The sequence below is a fragment of the Xanthomonas sp. NCPPB 3959 genome (genome assembly GCF_056675575.1).
Map to the genome: position 1 here is coordinate 282246 of NZ_JBWWVR010000004.1, position 15001 is coordinate 297246.

At 64.2% G+C, this 15001-nt stretch carries 15 protein-coding genes; 4 read left to right on the forward strand and 11 right to left on the reverse strand.

The window, feature by feature from the left end:
* Positions 1 to 36: 36 nt before the first annotated feature.
* Positions 37 to 2811, reverse strand: coding sequence for a DNA ligase D (gene ligD / locus AC1KVG_RS07270; RefSeq protein WP_481093950.1), 2775 nt, complete (start codon positions 2809 to 2811; stop codon positions 37 to 39).
* Positions 2812 to 2820: 9 nt separating this feature from the next.
* Positions 2821 to 3771 (reverse strand): non-homologous end joining protein Ku, encoded by a 951-nt coding sequence (ku, locus tag AC1KVG_RS07275; RefSeq protein ID WP_481093951.1) that lies wholly within the window; start codon positions 3769 to 3771, stop codon positions 2821 to 2823.
* 150 nt (positions 3772 to 3921) lie between these two features.
* Here ku and AC1KVG_RS07280 point away from each other — a divergent pair, with 150 nt between their 5' ends.
* Positions 3922 to 4101, forward strand: coding sequence for a hypothetical protein (locus AC1KVG_RS07280; RefSeq protein WP_481093952.1), 180 nt, complete (start codon positions 3922 to 3924; stop codon positions 4099 to 4101).
* A 50-nt stretch (positions 4102 to 4151) separates the two neighbouring features.
* Here the strand turns inward: AC1KVG_RS07280 and AC1KVG_RS07285 are convergent, their stop codons facing one another.
* The 4 genes from AC1KVG_RS07285 to AC1KVG_RS07300 form a co-directional block, all read right to left on the reverse strand.
* A complete protein-coding gene (locus tag AC1KVG_RS07285) occupies positions 4152 to 4556 on the reverse strand; it encodes a DUF779 domain-containing protein (RefSeq protein WP_481093953.1) in 405 nt (134 codons plus the stop codon).
* Between the two features lie 227 nt (positions 4557 to 4783).
* Positions 4784 to 5428, reverse strand: coding sequence for an NADPH-dependent F420 reductase (locus tag AC1KVG_RS07290; protein ID WP_115036842.1), 645 nt, complete (start codon positions 5426 to 5428; stop codon positions 4784 to 4786).
* Between the two features lie 143 nt (positions 5429 to 5571).
* Positions 5572 to 6018 (reverse strand): Rrf2 family transcriptional regulator, encoded by a 447-nt coding sequence (locus AC1KVG_RS07295; protein WP_168959197.1) that lies wholly within the window; start codon positions 6016 to 6018, stop codon positions 5572 to 5574.
* Between the two features lie 32 nt (positions 6019 to 6050).
* A complete protein-coding gene (locus AC1KVG_RS07300) occupies positions 6051 to 6395 on the reverse strand; it encodes a hypothetical protein (RefSeq protein ID WP_481093954.1) in 345 nt (114 codons plus the stop codon).
* 65 nt (positions 6396 to 6460) lie between these two features.
* Here AC1KVG_RS07300 and AC1KVG_RS07305 point away from each other — a divergent pair, with 65 nt between their 5' ends.
* On the forward strand, positions 6461 to 6625 hold the full coding sequence (locus AC1KVG_RS07305) for an SDR family oxidoreductase (protein ID WP_481093955.1): 165 nt from the start codon (positions 6461 to 6463) through the stop codon (positions 6623 to 6625).
* Between the two features lie 49 nt (positions 6626 to 6674).
* On the opposite strand, the gene adh is transcribed toward AC1KVG_RS07305, so the two are convergent.
* From adh to AC1KVG_RS07330, 5 genes are all read right to left on the reverse strand, one after another.
* The gene (adh, locus tag AC1KVG_RS07310; protein ID WP_481093956.1) at positions 6675 to 8204 is read right to left on the reverse strand and encodes an aldehyde dehydrogenase; all 1530 of its coding nucleotides are present in this window, start codon (positions 8202 to 8204) and stop codon (positions 6675 to 6677) included.
* A gap of 238 nt (positions 8205 to 8442) precedes the next feature.
* On the reverse strand, positions 8443 to 8922 hold the full coding sequence (locus AC1KVG_RS07315) for a hypothetical protein (protein ID WP_481093957.1): 480 nt from the start codon (positions 8920 to 8922) through the stop codon (positions 8443 to 8445).
* A 368-nt stretch (positions 8923 to 9290) separates the two neighbouring features.
* A complete protein-coding gene (locus AC1KVG_RS07320) occupies positions 9291 to 9671 on the reverse strand; it encodes a cupin domain-containing protein (protein WP_043888814.1) in 381 nt (126 codons plus the stop codon).
* 127 nt (positions 9672 to 9798) lie between these two features.
* A complete protein-coding gene (locus AC1KVG_RS07325; protein ID WP_481093958.1) occupies positions 9799 to 10098 on the reverse strand; it encodes a hypothetical protein in 300 nt (99 codons plus the stop codon).
* 134 nt (positions 10099 to 10232) lie between these two features.
* A complete protein-coding gene (locus AC1KVG_RS07330) occupies positions 10233 to 12368 on the reverse strand; it encodes a TonB-dependent receptor family protein (RefSeq protein WP_481093959.1) in 2136 nt (711 codons plus the stop codon).
* A 156-nt stretch (positions 12369 to 12524) separates the two neighbouring features.
* Between AC1KVG_RS07330 and AC1KVG_RS07335 the strand changes: the two genes are divergently transcribed.
* A complete protein-coding gene (locus AC1KVG_RS07335) occupies positions 12525 to 13727 on the forward strand; it encodes an amino acid aminotransferase (RefSeq protein WP_205393165.1) in 1203 nt (400 codons plus the stop codon).
* A gap of 251 nt (positions 13728 to 13978) precedes the next feature.
* Positions 13979 to 14989 (forward strand): class 1 fructose-bisphosphatase, encoded by a 1011-nt coding sequence (locus AC1KVG_RS07340; protein WP_481093960.1) that lies wholly within the window; start codon positions 13979 to 13981, stop codon positions 14987 to 14989.
* Positions 14990 to 15001 lie beyond the last annotated feature (12 nt).

The following is a 15001-nucleotide window of genomic DNA, read 5'->3' on the forward strand; positions in this document are numbered from 1 at the left end:
CCGCGTGGGGCTGTGCAGTAGGTTTGTTAGCCGCTCTTAGTTCTTATCGTCGCCGGTGGGCAAGTATTGCCGCAACTCCAGCACCGATTTCCATGGATCTGCGCGTTGACGCTTGGCACGTTGCAATGCCTTGTCCATCGGGAAGGCGTCCGGGCCGCTGATCTTGCCGAGTTCTTCCCAGCGCAGCGGCACGGCGACGGTGGCTTTTTCGCGGGCGCGTAGCGACCACGAACACACACTGGTGTTACCGCGCCCATTGCGTAGCCAGTCGACGAAGATCACGCCGTGGCGCTTGGCCTTGCTCATGGTCGCCACGTAGCGGTCCGGGGTGTGCGTTGCCAGTGCCTGTGCAAACGCCTCGCAGAAATCGCGCGCCTGCTCCCAGCCCGCCTCCGGCACGATCGGCACCACTACGTGCAGACCCTTGCCGCCGGACAGGCGCACCGCGCTCTCCAACCCTGCGCTGCGCAGCTTGGCGCGGATGTCGCGCGCGGCGGCGACCACATCGGCCCAGGACACGTCGTCGCCGGGGTCCAGGTCGAACACCAGGCGATCCGGATGCTCCGGGTCGTCGATTTGCGCGCCCCAGGGATGCAGCTCAAGGGTGTTCATCTGCACCAGCTCGAGCAGGCCGGCGGCATCTTCGACGTAGATGTAGTCCTCGGTGCCGCTTTTTTGCTTTAGCGGAATCGCCTTGATATGCGCGCCCAGATGGCGACCTTCGTGCTTCTGGAAGAAGCACTCGCCGCCGGCGCCGTCGGGACAGCGCAACAGCGACAACGGGCGGCCTGCGATCTCCGCCAGCACCAGCGGCGCCACTGCGCGGTAGTAGTCAGCCACATCGCCCTTGCTGATACCGACCGCAGGAAACACCACGCGCTCGGGATGAGTGATGGTGATGCCGTCTGTGGGCGTGGATGTGGACTCAGTGGACTTGGACGCTGCGGATTTCGACGCCCTGGATCCGGGCACTGCAGTTTTCGATATGGCGGTCGTCTTCGATGCCGTCGAACGCACGCGTTTGCTGGTTGTCTTGGTGGATGCTTCCACTGTCGTTTTGGTTGCTCTTTTCGTCGCCGTCTTGCACGCAGGCGCAATGGCCGTCGCCGCACTGCCACTTTTGCTCGCAGCACGCGGCTGGCCCGGCGCGGCGCGATCGCCGCCCAACTCGCTCATGGGTTTGTCCTCACGCAAACGCTTGAACGCGGCTTGCCGCAGCAGCCCTTCCTTGGCCCAACCGCGAAACGCCACCTCGGCGATCAACACCGGTCGCACCCAATGCACATCGCGTGGCCGCCCCGGGATGTGCGTGGGCAATTCCAGCGTGGCGGTGTCGCTATGCAGCGCCTGCAACAGCGTGGTGATCTTGCCGAGCAAGGCATCGTCGAAACCGGTGCCTACACGCCCGACATAGCGCAGCGTCTTGCCGTCGCGTTGCGCCATCAGCAATGCGCCAAAACCACTACGTGCGCCCTTGGGGTCGGTGTAGCCCACCACCACGAACTCGTCGCTGTCTGCGTGCTTGGTCTTGACCCAATCGGCGCTGCGTCCTTCGCGATAAGGGGCGTCAGCCAACTTGCTGACGATGCCTTCCCAGCCGGTGCCGGCGCTGGCCGCGAACACTTCCGGGCCGTGACCGATCACATGGTCGCTAAATGCCAGCGTGCCCGGTTGATCGCCCAGCAACTCACGCAGCAATTGCTTGCGTTGAAGCAACGGGGTCTCGCGCAGATCCACCCCGGCGACCCCGAGCAGGTCGAACACGATATAGCGCAGCGGCTGGGTGACGCTGCCATCGAGCGCGCGTTGCAGCGCCGAGAAATCGCTGCGCCCTTGCGCGTCCAGCACCACCAGCTCGCCATCCAGGCGCGCATCGCGCACTGGCAATGCCTGCAACGCGCGCACCACGTCCGGAAAGCGCTGCGTCCAGGCCTGGTCGTTGCGTGAGCGCAACTGCACGTTGCCATCGACCAGATCGGCCAGCAGGCGATAGCCATCCCACTTGATCTCGTGCAACCAGCGATCGCCCTCCGGCGCCTGCTCGCGCAGCAGGGTCAGCTGCGCGCGCAGCTCGGTTGGGCATGGCGCATCTCGCGCGCCGTCCAGCGCCAGGGCGCGGGTACGCCACTGTTTGGATTCTGCACGCCCTGAGCGCACACGTTTGCTTGTCACTTTCGATGTCTCGGCGATTGCTTCTGACTGCACACGTTGCGCACGGCTAGCCTTGCCGCGCGTTGTCACCGACGCTGTCTTGGCACGCGTTGCCGAAGTTGCCACACCCGATGCACCGGCGGCCTGCTGCGCCACCAGTGCATCGGCATCCAGATCGGCCGCATAGGCATCGATGCGCTTGAACAACAGCCACTGCGGTTTGCCGCCGCGCATTTGCGTGCGCACCAACGCAAAGCCACCGCGCAGCAGCGTGCCCTGCAACTCGAATTCCAGCTTGCCCGCCTCCAGCGCCGCCAACGCATCGCCTTCGCAGTGCCAATGGCCGTGGTCGAAGACATCCACATGCCCGGCACCGTAATGCCCTTGCGGGATATCACCTTCAAAGCTGGCGTACGACAACGGATGATCTTCCACCTGAACCGCAAGGCGTTTTTCGCCAACGCGCAACGACGGACCCTTCGGCACTGCCCAACTCTTGAGCACGCCATCGGCTTCCAGACGGAAGTCGTAATGGCGCGAGCTGGCGTGGTGCAGCTGCACGACGAAGATCGGTTGTGTGTTGGCGCGCGCAGACGTCTCGCCGGCCGGTTCCGGTGTCTGGTCGAAGCGGCGCTTGGCGTTGTAGTCGTGCAGTGACATGGACTGGGCCTATCCGGCCTTGCGGCGCGGGGGCGCTTTCGCGGCCGCTGTTTTGGTCGGCTTGCTCGCGGTCTTTTTGGTGGCCTTCTTGGCCACCTTCTTAGTTGCGGTTTTCTTGGCAGGCGCTGCTGCCGGCGCACTGCTTTTCTTGGCAGGCGTGCGCGTATTGGCTTGCAGGCTCTTCTGCAGCAGCGACATGAAATCGACCACGTTGGTGGTGGCGTCTTCGTGCTGCGGCGGCTCGATGTCCACCTTGGTAGTGCCGCCCTTTTCCTGGATGCGCTTGCGCAGCAGCTGCTCCAGCTTGCCGCGGAATTCGTCGTGGTAATCCTCCGGCTGCCAGGTGCCGGACATCGACTCGATCAGCTGTTTGGCCATCTCCTGTTCCTTGGGCGTGATGCGGTATTCGCCCACCGCGCCGGCCGGCAGCTTGAAGTCCTGCGGGTCCACCACTTCCTGCTGATAGCGCAGCAGCAGCAGAATCAACGCATCGCCCTGCGGCATCACCGCCGCCAGGTATTCGCGGGTACGGATGACCACTTTTGCGATGCCCACCTTGCCGGTGTCGCGTAGCGTTTCGCGCAGCAACACATAGCCTTTTTCGGCTTTCTTGCCGGGCACCAGGATGTAGGGCTTTTCGAAATAGCGCGGGTCGATGTCGGCGGCGTCGACAAAGGTCTCCACCTCTACCGTTTCATGGCTTTCCGGCGAGGCCGAGCGGATGTCCTGCTCCTCGACGATGACATAGCTGCCCTTGTCGTACTCGAACGCCTTGACGATCTCCTTCCACGGCACCTCGTCGCCGGTGTCGGCATTGACGCGCTCGAAGCGGATCGGCTTCTTGTCACGCGAATCGAGCATGCGGAAATGCAGATCCACCTTGCGCTCGCCCGACATCAGCGACACCGGCACATTGAGCAAGCCGAACGAGAGGGTTCCGGTCCAGATCGGTCGTGCCATCGGCGTGTGACTCCGGGTACTGTTGGGGTAGCACATAGCTGTAACGCTGGCGCCGTGATCCATGCGTGAGCCATCCGCATGGCGCGACTGCATGCTCTTCACCCTGCGCGCGGTGAACTGCGCGTCCATCTGGAATCTCAGGAGAACGCCATGTCCCGCGACCCACTGCGCGAGCAACCAGCCCAACCCGGCGAACAGCACGGCAAGCGCGATGCCGAACATTACGAGGACCGCGGTGCAGGCGATGCGCCAGACAAGCTGATTCCGGCCGATGGCGACACCCCGGCCAAGAAGCCGGGCACCGCTCCGTCGGCCGCGACAGACCACTGAAAACACCTAACTGCAACAACGCGCAGGCGTGCCAGCCGCGCTGATCAGCCCTACGCCCGACCTGCCTCCTGCAGGCGGGCGAACTCGTCATCGGCAAACAGACGCGAGCGCACCAGAAAGCGTACGCCCTCGCCGTTTTCCAGCGAGAACATGCCGCCGCGCCCCGGCACCACATCGATGATCAATTGGGTGTGCTTCCAGTACTCGAACTGCGAGGCGCTGATATAGAACGGCGCACCGCCGATCTCGCCCAGCAGCACATCGCGATCGCCGACGATGAAATCGCCCACCGGAAAGCACATCGGCGAAGACCCATCGCAGCAGCCGCCGGATTGATGGAACAGCAATTCGCCATGCCGCGCGCGCAAGGTATCGATCAACTGCAACGCCGCCAAGGTGGCCATGACCTGCAGCGGCATCTCCGATTGCGTGGTGGATTGCGTAGTGTGGTGCATCGTCGGCCTCCTGCAGCCACATCAGGCCGCCCTGCCAGGCACGATACGCCTCTCACGTTGCTGCGCGCATGCGTTCTCTGCAGAGTGTCACGCGGCCGTGCTGCAAGGTGCAGCCCGACCTACGCGGCTGCGCCGATTGGGCAACCGTCGTGGCGGGGAGCTGCCTGCTATCCGATGCGGCACGCTGCGGCGCTGCATGAAGCGCCGCCCCATCAGAGGTTGCGGGCTTAGATCTTGATGAAATTGTGCGTGGACAAGGCACCGAACGGCAACGAGGCAAGCCGGCCGCCAACCTCCAGCGAGCCCAGATCCGCCGCGAAGAAGCCCGCAGCCTCGATGATCTTGCGAACCTCCGCCTTGGCGTCTGCGTCATCGCCCGAATAGAACAGCACACGCTTGCCGCCGGCAACCTCTGGCTCTGGCAGCACATTGACGTCGAGGTGGTTGAATGCCTTGACCACGCGTGCACCCGGAACGAACTGGCTCAGCACTTCGCTGGAATGCTTGTCACCCAGATCGACCGCCTTGATGCCGTAGGCGGCAAGCGGATTGCTGGGATCCTTCGCATCTTCCGAATTCGGGTCCAGGAATTCGACCGGATTGGTGCCGTCGACCACGATGCGGCCGTTCCATGCAGGCAAGCTGCCCAGGACGCTCTCGATATCGCTCCAGCGGATCGCCGCGAAGACGATATCGGCACTCGCCGCTTCCGCCGTGGTACCCGCCGTGATCGACGGGCCCAGCTCCTGCACCAGCGCTGCCAGCGAGTCGGGGCCGCGGCTATTGGAAATGGTGGCCGAAATTCCGTGCTTGGCGAGCGCACGTGCAATGTTGGAGCCGAGGGCGCCGGAGCCGATGATACCGATACTCATGATGTTCTCCTGATAAGACGTTGGGGTTGAAAGCAAAGGGCCGCCGGCGCCACATGGGCCGATCGGGTGTTGAGGCATCGAACGTACAAATATCTCATTAATAAACTTGTGTCACTTACTCTATTACATTTATTGGGAAAACTTCACCACACCAGCGGGATCGAAAACTTTCCAAGCCGCGCCACCTCTGCTGCGACCGACGCAATACTGGTTTTTGCCAGCTCCGCTTCAAGCGCCTTGCGTGCCCGCGCCAGCGGCGGGCCAAGCGCTTCGAGGATGTTTCCGCCGACTGCGCAGTTCTCGCAGGGTGGCGTTCGATGCGTAGGGAACAGCTCGGTATCCTCGACGGCCTGATAGACGTCCAGCAGCCGTATCGTCTTTGCCTGCCGGGCAAGCAGGGCGCCACCGCCCGCCCCGAGCTGCGAGCGGGTCAAGCCGGCCTCGGCCAGACGCGACAACAACGAGCGCACCACGACCGGCCCGGTATTGGCCGAGTACGCCAGATCTTCGGAGCGCAGCGGTTTGCCATCGCTGACGGCCAGTGCCGTCAGGATGTGGACCGCAACGACGAAGCGGGTGCTGGTGGGCATGTCGGCCTGCTTATGAATGTGTGTAACCAACATTACATCACACTTGCTGGACTGTCAACACGTTGGTGCGCCGCGTGCTTGCGCACTGCTTGAGCCGATCGATCATCCAGCGGCCCGCAGGCCCCGGGGGGCGCGGCACTGCGGTAGATCGCGCACATTGGCAACTGCGCTCCACCAAGCGGCAAGCCCTGCACTGCAAGTTCGACCAGGCGCCCCTCGGCGAGGTCCTTGTCCACCGTATGTAGCGGCATCTCTCCCCAACCCAGCCCGCTGACCAGCAGCGCGTGCTTGGTGGACAGGTCTGCCAGGTGCCAAGTCAATGGCGAGCTGGCGGACGGCCGTTGTGCCGACAGTTGCGAGCGATCGGTGAGGACCAACTGCACAAGGAGAGTGGCGGCGCGAGCGTCAGTACCGCATCGCTGAGCGGCTGACGCATGAGCAATTGCAGAACAAGGAATGGGCTGACGATATGCTGGGCAAGACCCTGCTCGGCCGGCTCGGCAAGCCGGAGGAAGTTGCGAACGTTGCGTTGTTTCTCGCCTCCAACGAGAGCGCGTTCGTGACCGGCATCGATATCAAGGTGGACGGCGGCATGGCGGTCTGGTGAGTTGATGGTGCGGCAAGCGCAACCTGGGTCACGCTTGCCGTGACAACACTCAGAAGAACCCAAGCGCCTTCGGCGAATAGCTCACCAGCAGATTCTTGGTCTGCTGATAATGGTCGAGCATCATCTTGTGATTCTCGCGGCCGATGCCCGACTGCTTGTAACCGCCAAACGCGGCATGCGCCGGATAGGCGTGGTAGCAGTTGGTCCACACACGCCCGGCCTGGATCGCGCGGCCCATGCGGTACAGGCGTGAGGCATCGCGACTCCACACGCCAGCGCCCAGGCCGTAGAGCGTGTCGTTGGCGATCGCCAGCGCCTCGGCTTCGTCCTTGAAGGTGGTCACCGACACCACCGGGCCGAAGATCTCTTCCTGGAACACGCGCATCTTGTTGTGGCCCTTGAACACGGTCGGCTTGACGTAGAAGCCCTCGGCCAACTCGCCATCGAGCATGTTGCGTTCGCCACCGATCAGCACTTCGGCGCCTTCCTGTCTGCCGATATCGATGTAGGCCAGGATTTTTTCCAGCTGCTCGCTGGAGGCCTGCGCGCCGACCATGGTGTTGGGATCGAGGGGGTTGCCTTGCTTGATCGCCGCCACGCGTGCAAGCGCTTTTTCCATGAACTTGTCGTAGATCGATTCCTGGATCAGCGCACGCGATGGGCAGGTACACACCTCGCCCTGATTGAAGGCGAACAGCACGAAGCCCTCCACCGCCTTGTCGAGAAAATCGTCGTCTTCGGCCATCACATCGGCGAAGAAGATGTTCGGCGATTTGCCACCCAACTCCAGCGTCACCGGAATCAGGTTCTGGCTGGCGTACTGCATGATCAGCCGGCCGGTGGTGGTTTCGCCGGTGAAGGCGATCTTGGCAATGCGCGGATTGCTGGCCAGCGGCTTGCCCGCTTCCAACCCAAAGCCATTCACTACGTTGAGCACGCCGGGTGGCAGCAGGTCGCCGATAACCTCCATCAACACAAGGATCGATGCCGGGGTCTGCTCAGCCGGCTTCATCACCACGCAGTTGCCGGCGGCCAGTGCCGGTGCCAGTTTCCAGCAGGCCATCAGCAACGGAAAATTCCACGGAATGATCTGCCCGACCACGCCCAACGGTTCGTGGAAGTGATAGGCGATGGTGTCGCTGTCGATCTCGGAAATGCCGCCTTCCTGCGCGCGAATGGCGCCGGCGAAATAGCGGAAGTGATCCACGCACAACGGGACATCGGCGTTGAGCGTTTCGCGCACCGGTTTGCCGTTGTCCCAGGTCTCGGCATAGGCGAGCAGTTCCAGATTCTGTTCGATGCGGTCGGCGATCCTGAGCAGCACATTGGCGCGCTCGGTGGTGGAGGTCTTGCCCCACGCCTCCTTGGCCGCATGCGCCGCATCCAGCGCCGCTTCGATGTCCTGCGCGTTGGAACGCGCGATCGAGGTGAACACCTTGCCGTTGATCGGCGTGGTGTTGTCGAAGTACTGGCCACTCGCCGGCGCCACCCACGCGCCACCGATGAAGTTGTCGTAGCGTGGTTTGAAAATCGAGGTCGGGTCGGTATTCAACGGCTTGGTGGAGGGAAGCGCATTCATCATGGTCTCCTGCTGCGATGGTCCGATGCGAACGTGTATACCCGCGCAAGTGCTAGCGCAATGTCATGTCATGCGCTGTTGCGCTGCGTCATTGCGGCGCAGCCGTTTTTCATACGCAGCTGTGGAAAGTGCGCTGCAGCGCATCATTGCGTGCACGGAGATAATTAGTGCCAGGCTTGCTGCGTGTAGCACCCGCAACGTGCGACACGATGGACCGCAAGCGCTATACACGCTCACCTCAGCTGCGCGGTGCGGCCGGCTTGACGAACACGGGATCCGCCATGGCGGCATCACAGTCTTGCACCTGCTTGAATTGGTAATCCAGCAACCGCCAACCGGCGTTTGCCGACGACGACATCCATCGGTACTTCCACTGATAGCGAATACCGGCGCCACACGCATCGATGCCGACCTCATCGCCGCCATGCCCACGCACAGGGAAGGCAACCTCTGTGCTGGTCAGATCCGTGCGCCGATCCGCTCCTGGCGCTTGCGTGAAGTAGCTGGTCCGCACCTGGCCTAATTCGGCAGCGCTTGCCGGAGGCTTTAGCCTGGACGGCTGCTCCAGCAACCAGCGATACACTTGCGCCACCGCCGGACTATTTGCCGGATAGGTGCGCGTCACACGCAAATCGCCCTGTTCCGCAGGCGTAGCGGCACTGGCCAACAGGCTGTTCGTGCCAAACACCGCAATCGACATTGCTGCCAAGAACTTCATCACGTGCTCCATGCATTGTGCGAGAGGACCGAGCGTAGCACGCACCTCACAACCGGCTAGCCCCAGGCACTGCAGCGATGTAGTGCATGACGACGTTGTGCCACTCAGTAGTTGCAATGATAGGTGTCATGCAAAGTTGGTTGCGTGCCATGCAACTCACAGGCATTCACTACTCACAACCAAGCACACCGACCATTTCGACTGGTCCTTGCCCGCCCACCGTCGCGGGACCTTACGCGGCATGGATGCCGCGTAAGAGCCTACACGGACGTACTTGCGGCGTGTCCCGCGACGGTGGGCGGGCAAGGGCCTGCAACCAACCCCCAGATCAGTCGCTCCGCACCCACACGCACCCACCGCGCAACAAATCAAATCCAGACGTCGTTGTCTGCGGTGTATGCGCCACCCGCATCGCCGGTATTGACCACGCCGCGCGGCTCCACCAGCAACACGCTGCATTCCTGCTCTGCCACCGGCCGGTGTTCGACACCCTTGGGCACCACATGCATCTGCCCGGCCGACAGCGCCACCACACCATCGCGAAACTCGATCGACATGTTGCCGTCCAGCACAATAAACACCTCGTCCGTGTCCGCATGCTGATGCCACACGAAGGCGCCTTGCAGCTTGACCAACTTGAACTGGTAGTCGTTCATTTCCGCCACCACACGTGGCGACCAATGCTGCGACAGCATCGCGAGCTTGTCGCTGAAATCGATCGGGGCGTAGCGCGTGTTCAACGGAAACATCCTTGTGCGGGGAATGCGCTTGCAAGCTTAGTGCATCGCATTGCCGGCAGTCACCGCCGCATCAACGCGGCGCCTTGCAGCGACGCGCGGTGAACAGCGCGAGCGGTTTGCCCGGCGCGATGCGCGCTCATGCGCGCGTGGTGCCGGTGTCTGCCGCGCGCCACGCCCGCACGGCCGCGGTGACCTGCGCACCGTGACGGGCGCTGACATCACGCGCGGCAAAGTCGTGCGGCCGCCATTGCACCTGCGCGGCCAGCCGTGCGCAGGCGGCATGCCCGTCTGCCAGCACATCGGCTTGCTCGGTTGCGTTCAATGCCAGCAGGAGCGAGAAGCCGGTGGCCGAGATCGTGCAGTTGATGTCCAGCCAGTAGCGGTTGTCCTCGTGCAGGAGAAACCAGTCTGCGGGGGCGTGATCGATGACGATCATGGTGGGGTCTGGTGTGGTGGGTACGGGTGTGGCGTGGATGGCACACCATGCGTTATCGGGAAGGCTTCGTCGCGCCCGGGTGCGCTCCTACGGGGCAGCGGCGCGTTGTTGAATGCGCACCGCCTGCGGGTAGCTCAGCCGCCGAAATCCCACTGCAGCCCCACCGTATAGGTGCGGTCCGGACCCGGCTCGTAATAGCGCCCGTTGCCGTCGTTGACGATCACCGAGCCGACGTATTGCCGATCCAGCACGTTGTCGATGCGGGCGAAGGTGCGCAGCCCACCAAGACCCGTGGTCCAGCGCCTGGAGGCTTCCAGATTGACCAGCGCATAGCCCGGTGCGCGTTCGGTAGCCAGGTCGTTGACCACGGTGGCGTCGGAGACCACCGTTTCGGCGGCGAACTGCCATTGCAACGGCTGCCACTGCCAGCGTGCGAACAGTTGTTGACGCGGCACGCCCGGCAGGCGCGCGCCGCTGGCCACTAGCGCGGTGGGTGTGGCGCAGCCGCTGCTGGCGCAGGTGAGATAGCCATCGCGCACGGTGGCATCGACGAAGGTGTAGGCCAGCTGCACTTGCTGGGTGTCGCCCACCGGTTGATTCCAGCTGAGCTCTGCGCCCTGGCGGCGGGTGGCGCCGATGTTGCGATAGGTGCTGCGGCCATTGGTGTTGCTGGCCACCGCCAGTTCGTCGTCGGTGTCGGCACGGAACAGTGCGAATTCCACCGCGGCACCGCTTTGCGCGCGCCACTTGCTGCCGACTTCATAGTTGCGGCTTGTCGCCGCGCCCAGATCCAGCGCCAGGCCGGCGCCGCCATCGTTGCGATAGCCCAACTCATTGAAGGTGGGCGTTTCGAAACCGCGTCCCACCGAGGCGTAGAAACGCAGATCCTCGGCAGCACGGAACACGATGCCGGCCACCGGCGTGGTTGCCGAATAATCGCGCTGGCCGCTGTCGTCGGGATTACGCCCGACGATGTAATGGTCGTCCGAGTCGAAGCGCACCTCGCTATGGCGCACACCCAGCAACGCCGACCAGCGATCGCTCCATTGCCACCACAGCTGTGCGAACTGGTCCACGTTCTCCACTTGATCGCGCTGATTGCGGCGCAGCGCGCCTTTGACGCCCAGCGTGTCGCCAACGAAGTTTTCATAGCCGGTGCGGTGCTGACGCTGGCGATCGACATTGGCGCCCACGGTCAGCTGCAGCGGCCGGCCCAACGCGTCGCCCTGCCAGGCCCAACGCGCGTCGGCGCCTTCGTAATTACTGTCCAGATCGATCAGCCCGCCCGAATGCAGCGGGTTGCGCTGCACCGCGACCGGGATCGCCAGATACTGCTCCACGCTGCGCTGCCCGCCGTAGGCCATCAGCCGCAGCGTCTGGCTGTCGAACTGCTGGGTGAAGATGGCGCCGGCCTGCGACTGGCGCACCGATTTGCGGGTATTGAATTGGGTGGCCACCGACGTGGCCTGCGCCGGGTCGGCGTTGAACTGGGCGCGGGTCAGCCCGAGCGGGTCCTGCGCATCCGGTGCGTCCAGGTAATTGAGCACCAGGTCCAGCCGACGGCCCTCGGCCAGATCGAAACCAAGCTTGGCGTTGACCGAATCGCGCCTGGCGCGGCTATGGTCGCGGAAGCCGTCGGTTTCGAAATGATTGGCGGCCAGGCTGTAGTGCACCGCGCCCTGCTGGCCGAGCAGTTGCGCGCCCACGTTGGCAGTGGCATTGCTGCCGTAGGTGGCCCGCAGCCGCCACGGGTCGCCCGGCTTGCCGTCGGCGCTCCACAGCTGCAGCACCCCGCCCGAAGAGTTGCCGTACAGCGCCGAGAACGGCCCGCGCAGCACTTCCACCCGCTCGGCGCCCAGCACGTTGAAGTGCGAGAGCTGGCCCTGGCCATCGGGCATGCTGGCCGGGATGCCGTCCACCAGCAGGCGCACGCCGCGCACGCCGAAGGTGGAGCGCGCGCCGAAGCCGCGGATCGAGAGCTGGGTGTCTTGCGCGTAGTTCTGGCGGTCGCGCGCCACCAGGCCGGGGATGCCATCGAGCAGCTCGGACACCTGCGCGCCGCGGCGGTTGTCGTCGTCGGCCGACACCACGGTGAACGAGGCCGGCAGGTCGAAGTCGTCCACCCCGTGCACGCGCGCGGCGTCCACCTGCACGGTGGGCAAGCGCTGGATCGGTGTAGACGACGGCGCCGTGTCGGCGGCCAGGGCGAGCGGCGCGGCGCTCGTGGCGAACAGGCCGCACGCGGCGGCCAACAAGGTGAGTCTGGGCATGGGCGTAGTGTCCCTCATCCGTACGGCGAGCGCATTGTTGCGTACGGAACGAAGCATGCTACGCCCGCCATGGGCTGCTACGATGAAGTGGTTTGGCCCAGCCGCGGTCAAGCACCCGGAAGTCCCTCACTCTTTCGTCCTTCAGCGAGTCATGCCGTGTCCTTCTTTGCAAACGTGGAACAGGTTCCAGGCGACCCCATCCTGGGCCTGACCGAGGCCTATAACGCCGATAGCCGCCCCAACAAGGTCAACCTGGGCGTTGGCATCTATTACGACGAAAACGGGCGCATCCCGCTGTTGCGCGCCGTGCACAAGATCGAGCAGCAGCTCGCGCTGGAGGCCAAACCGCGCGGCTATCTGCCCATCGACGGCCTGGCCGCTTACGACAAGGCCACCCAGGAGCTGCTGTTCGGCGCCGAGTCGGCGCTGGTGGCCTCCGGCCGCGTGGCGACCTCTCAGACCGTCGGCGGCAGCGGCGCCTTGCGCGTGGGCGCGGACCTGCTCAAGAAGCTGCTGCCCACCTCCACCATCGCCATCAGCAACCCGAGCTGGGAAAACCATCGCGCGGTGTTCGGCGCGGCCGGCTTCGAGGTCGTGGATTACACCTATTTCGACGCCGCCAGCCATGGCCTGAATTTCGACGGCATGCTGGCCGATCTGGCCAAGCTCGAACCAGGCACGGTGGTGCTGCTGCACGCCTGCTGCCACAACCCGACCGGCGCCGACCTGACCAAGGAGCAGTGGAAGCAGGTCGCCGGCGTGTTGAAGGAACGCAACCTGTTCCCGTTCGTCGACATCGCCTACCAGGGCTTCGACAAGGGCATCGAGGCCGATGCGTACGCGGTGCGCCTGCTGGCCGCCGAAGGCATCGACAGCTACGTGGTCGCCAGCTCCTACTCCAAGTCGTTCTCGCTATATGGCGAGCGCGTGGGCGCGTTGTCGGTGGTCTCGGCTACCGCCGCCGAAGCCAAGGCCGTGCAGTCGCAGGTCAAGCGCATCATCCGCACGATCTACTCCAGCCCGTCCACGCACGGCGCCGCCCTGGTGGCCGGCGTGCTGACCAGCCCGGAGCTGCGCGATCTGTGGGAACAGGAGCTCACCGAAATGCGCGAGCGCATCCACGCGCTGCGTGCCGGCCTGGTCGCCAAGCTCGCCACGCTGGGCGCGCCGGAGTTCGACTTCATCCAGCGCCAAGCCGGCATGTTCTCGTACTCGGGCCTGACCAGGACCCAGGTCGACCGCCTGCGCGACGAGTTCGCGATCTACGCCGTCGGCACGGGCCGCATCTGCGTGGCCGCATTGAGCCAGCGCAACCTGGAATACGTGGCACAAGCGGTGGCCACCGTCAGCCGCATGTGACCGCAGCGGTTGGGTGAAACGCCTAAACCGGGAGCGCGCCAGCCTCCCGGTTTTTTTGTGGTTGTTCGCCGCCCTTGCAGCCGCGCGGAGGCGCTCAAACGACGAGTGCCACATACCGGTAGCCCATGTCGTCGGCAACACATTCGCGCACGTTCGATCAGGTTTGCTGCAAAACGCGCATCAAGTGATCGAAATCTAACGGCGCAATAGCGACAATGGCGGACCACTTCCTACACAGGCTGCCCGCCCCCATGTCGCGTCCCTCGCTGACCCGCTTCCTGATCGAAGAGCAACACGCCGGCCGTATCGATGCGGAATTGCGCCAGCTGATCACCATCGTCTCGCGCGCCTGCAAGCGCATTTCCATCGCCGTGAGCAAGGGCGCGCTGGGCGGCGTGCTTGGCGATGCCGGCACCGGCAACGTGCAGGGCGAGGCACAGAAGAAGCTCGACGTGCTGAGCAACGACATCCTGCTCGAAGCCAACGCCTGGGGCGGCCACCTGGCCGCGTGCGCGTCCGAAGAGATGGATCACAGCCAGCCGGTGCCCGACCAGTACCCCAGCGGCGACTTCCTGCTGTTGTTCGACCCGCTCGATGGCAGCTCCAACATCGACGTCAACGTCTCGGTGGGCACCATCTTCTCGGTGCTGCGCGCCCCCGAGGGCACCGACAAGCCCGGCGACGAACACTTCCTGCAGCCGGGCACCAAGCAGGTGGCCGCCGGCTACTGCATCTACGGCCCCAGCACCATGCTGGTGCTCACGCTCGGCCACGGCACTCACGCCTTCACCCTGGAGCGCGAGGAAGGCAGCTTCCTGCTGACCCAGGCCAATATGCGCGTGCCAGAGGACACCGCCGAATACGCCATCAACATGTCCAACCAGCGCCACTGGGAACCGGCCATGCAGGCCTACGTGGGCGACCTGCTCGCCGGCAAGGACGGCACCCGCGGCAAGGACTTCAATATGCGCTGGATCGCCAGCATGGTGGCCGACGTGCACCGCATCCTCACCCGCGGCGGCATCTTCATCTACCCGTGGGACAAGAAGGACGCATCCAAGCCCGGCAAGCTGCGCCTGATGTACGAAGCCAACCCGATGAGCATGCTGGTGGAACAGGCCGGCGGCGCAGCCACCACGGGACGCGAGCGCATTCTGGATATCCAGCCGACGCAATTGCATCAGCGCGTGCCGGTATTCTTGGGCTCGAAAAATGAAGTGGCTGAGGCGACGCGGTATCACCTGGATGCGGATAAGGCGTAAGGCTGGCGGTCT

Excerpts from the sequence above, each read along its gene's own strand:
- AC1KVG_RS07320 (WP_043888814.1), bottom strand. The coding sequence starts at position 9,671 with ATGTTTCCGTTGAACACGCGCTACGCCCCGATCGATTTCAGCGACAAG.
- ku (WP_481093951.1), bottom strand. The coding sequence starts at position 3,771 with ATGGCACGACCGATCTGGACCGGAACCCTCTCGTTCGGCTTGCTCAAT.
- AC1KVG_RS07340 (WP_481093960.1), top strand. The coding sequence starts at position 13,979 with ATGTCGCGTCCCTCGCTGACCCGCTTCCTGATCGAAGAGCAACACGCC.
- AC1KVG_RS07330 (WP_481093959.1), bottom strand. The coding sequence starts at position 12,368 with ATGCCCAGACTCACCTTGTTGGCCGCCGCGTGCGGCCTGTTCGCCACG.
- AC1KVG_RS07290 (WP_115036842.1), bottom strand. The coding sequence starts at position 5,428 with ATGAGTATCGGTATCATCGGCTCCGGCGCCCTCGGCTCCAACATTGCA.
- AC1KVG_RS07315 (WP_481093957.1), bottom strand. The coding sequence starts at position 8,922 with ATGAAGTTCTTGGCAGCAATGTCGATTGCGGTGTTTGGCACGAACAGC.
- AC1KVG_RS07285 (WP_481093953.1), bottom strand. The coding sequence starts at position 4,556 with ATGCACCACACTACGCAATCCACCACGCAATCGGAGATGCCGCTGCAG.
- AC1KVG_RS07295 (WP_168959197.1), bottom strand. The coding sequence starts at position 6,018 with ATGCCCACCAGCACCCGCTTCGTCGTTGCGGTCCACATCCTGACGGCA.
- AC1KVG_RS07325 (WP_481093958.1), bottom strand. The coding sequence starts at position 10,098 with ATGATCGTCATCGATCACGCCCCCGCAGACTGGTTTCTCCTGCACGAG.
- AC1KVG_RS07280 (WP_481093952.1), top strand. The coding sequence starts at position 3,922 with ATGTCCCGCGACCCACTGCGCGAGCAACCAGCCCAACCCGGCGAACAG.
- adh (WP_481093956.1), bottom strand. The coding sequence starts at position 8,204 with ATGAATGCGCTTCCCTCCACCAAGCCGTTGAATACCGACCCGACCTCG.
- ligD (WP_481093950.1), bottom strand. The coding sequence starts at position 2,811 with ATGTCACTGCACGACTACAACGCCAAGCGCCGCTTCGACCAGACACCG.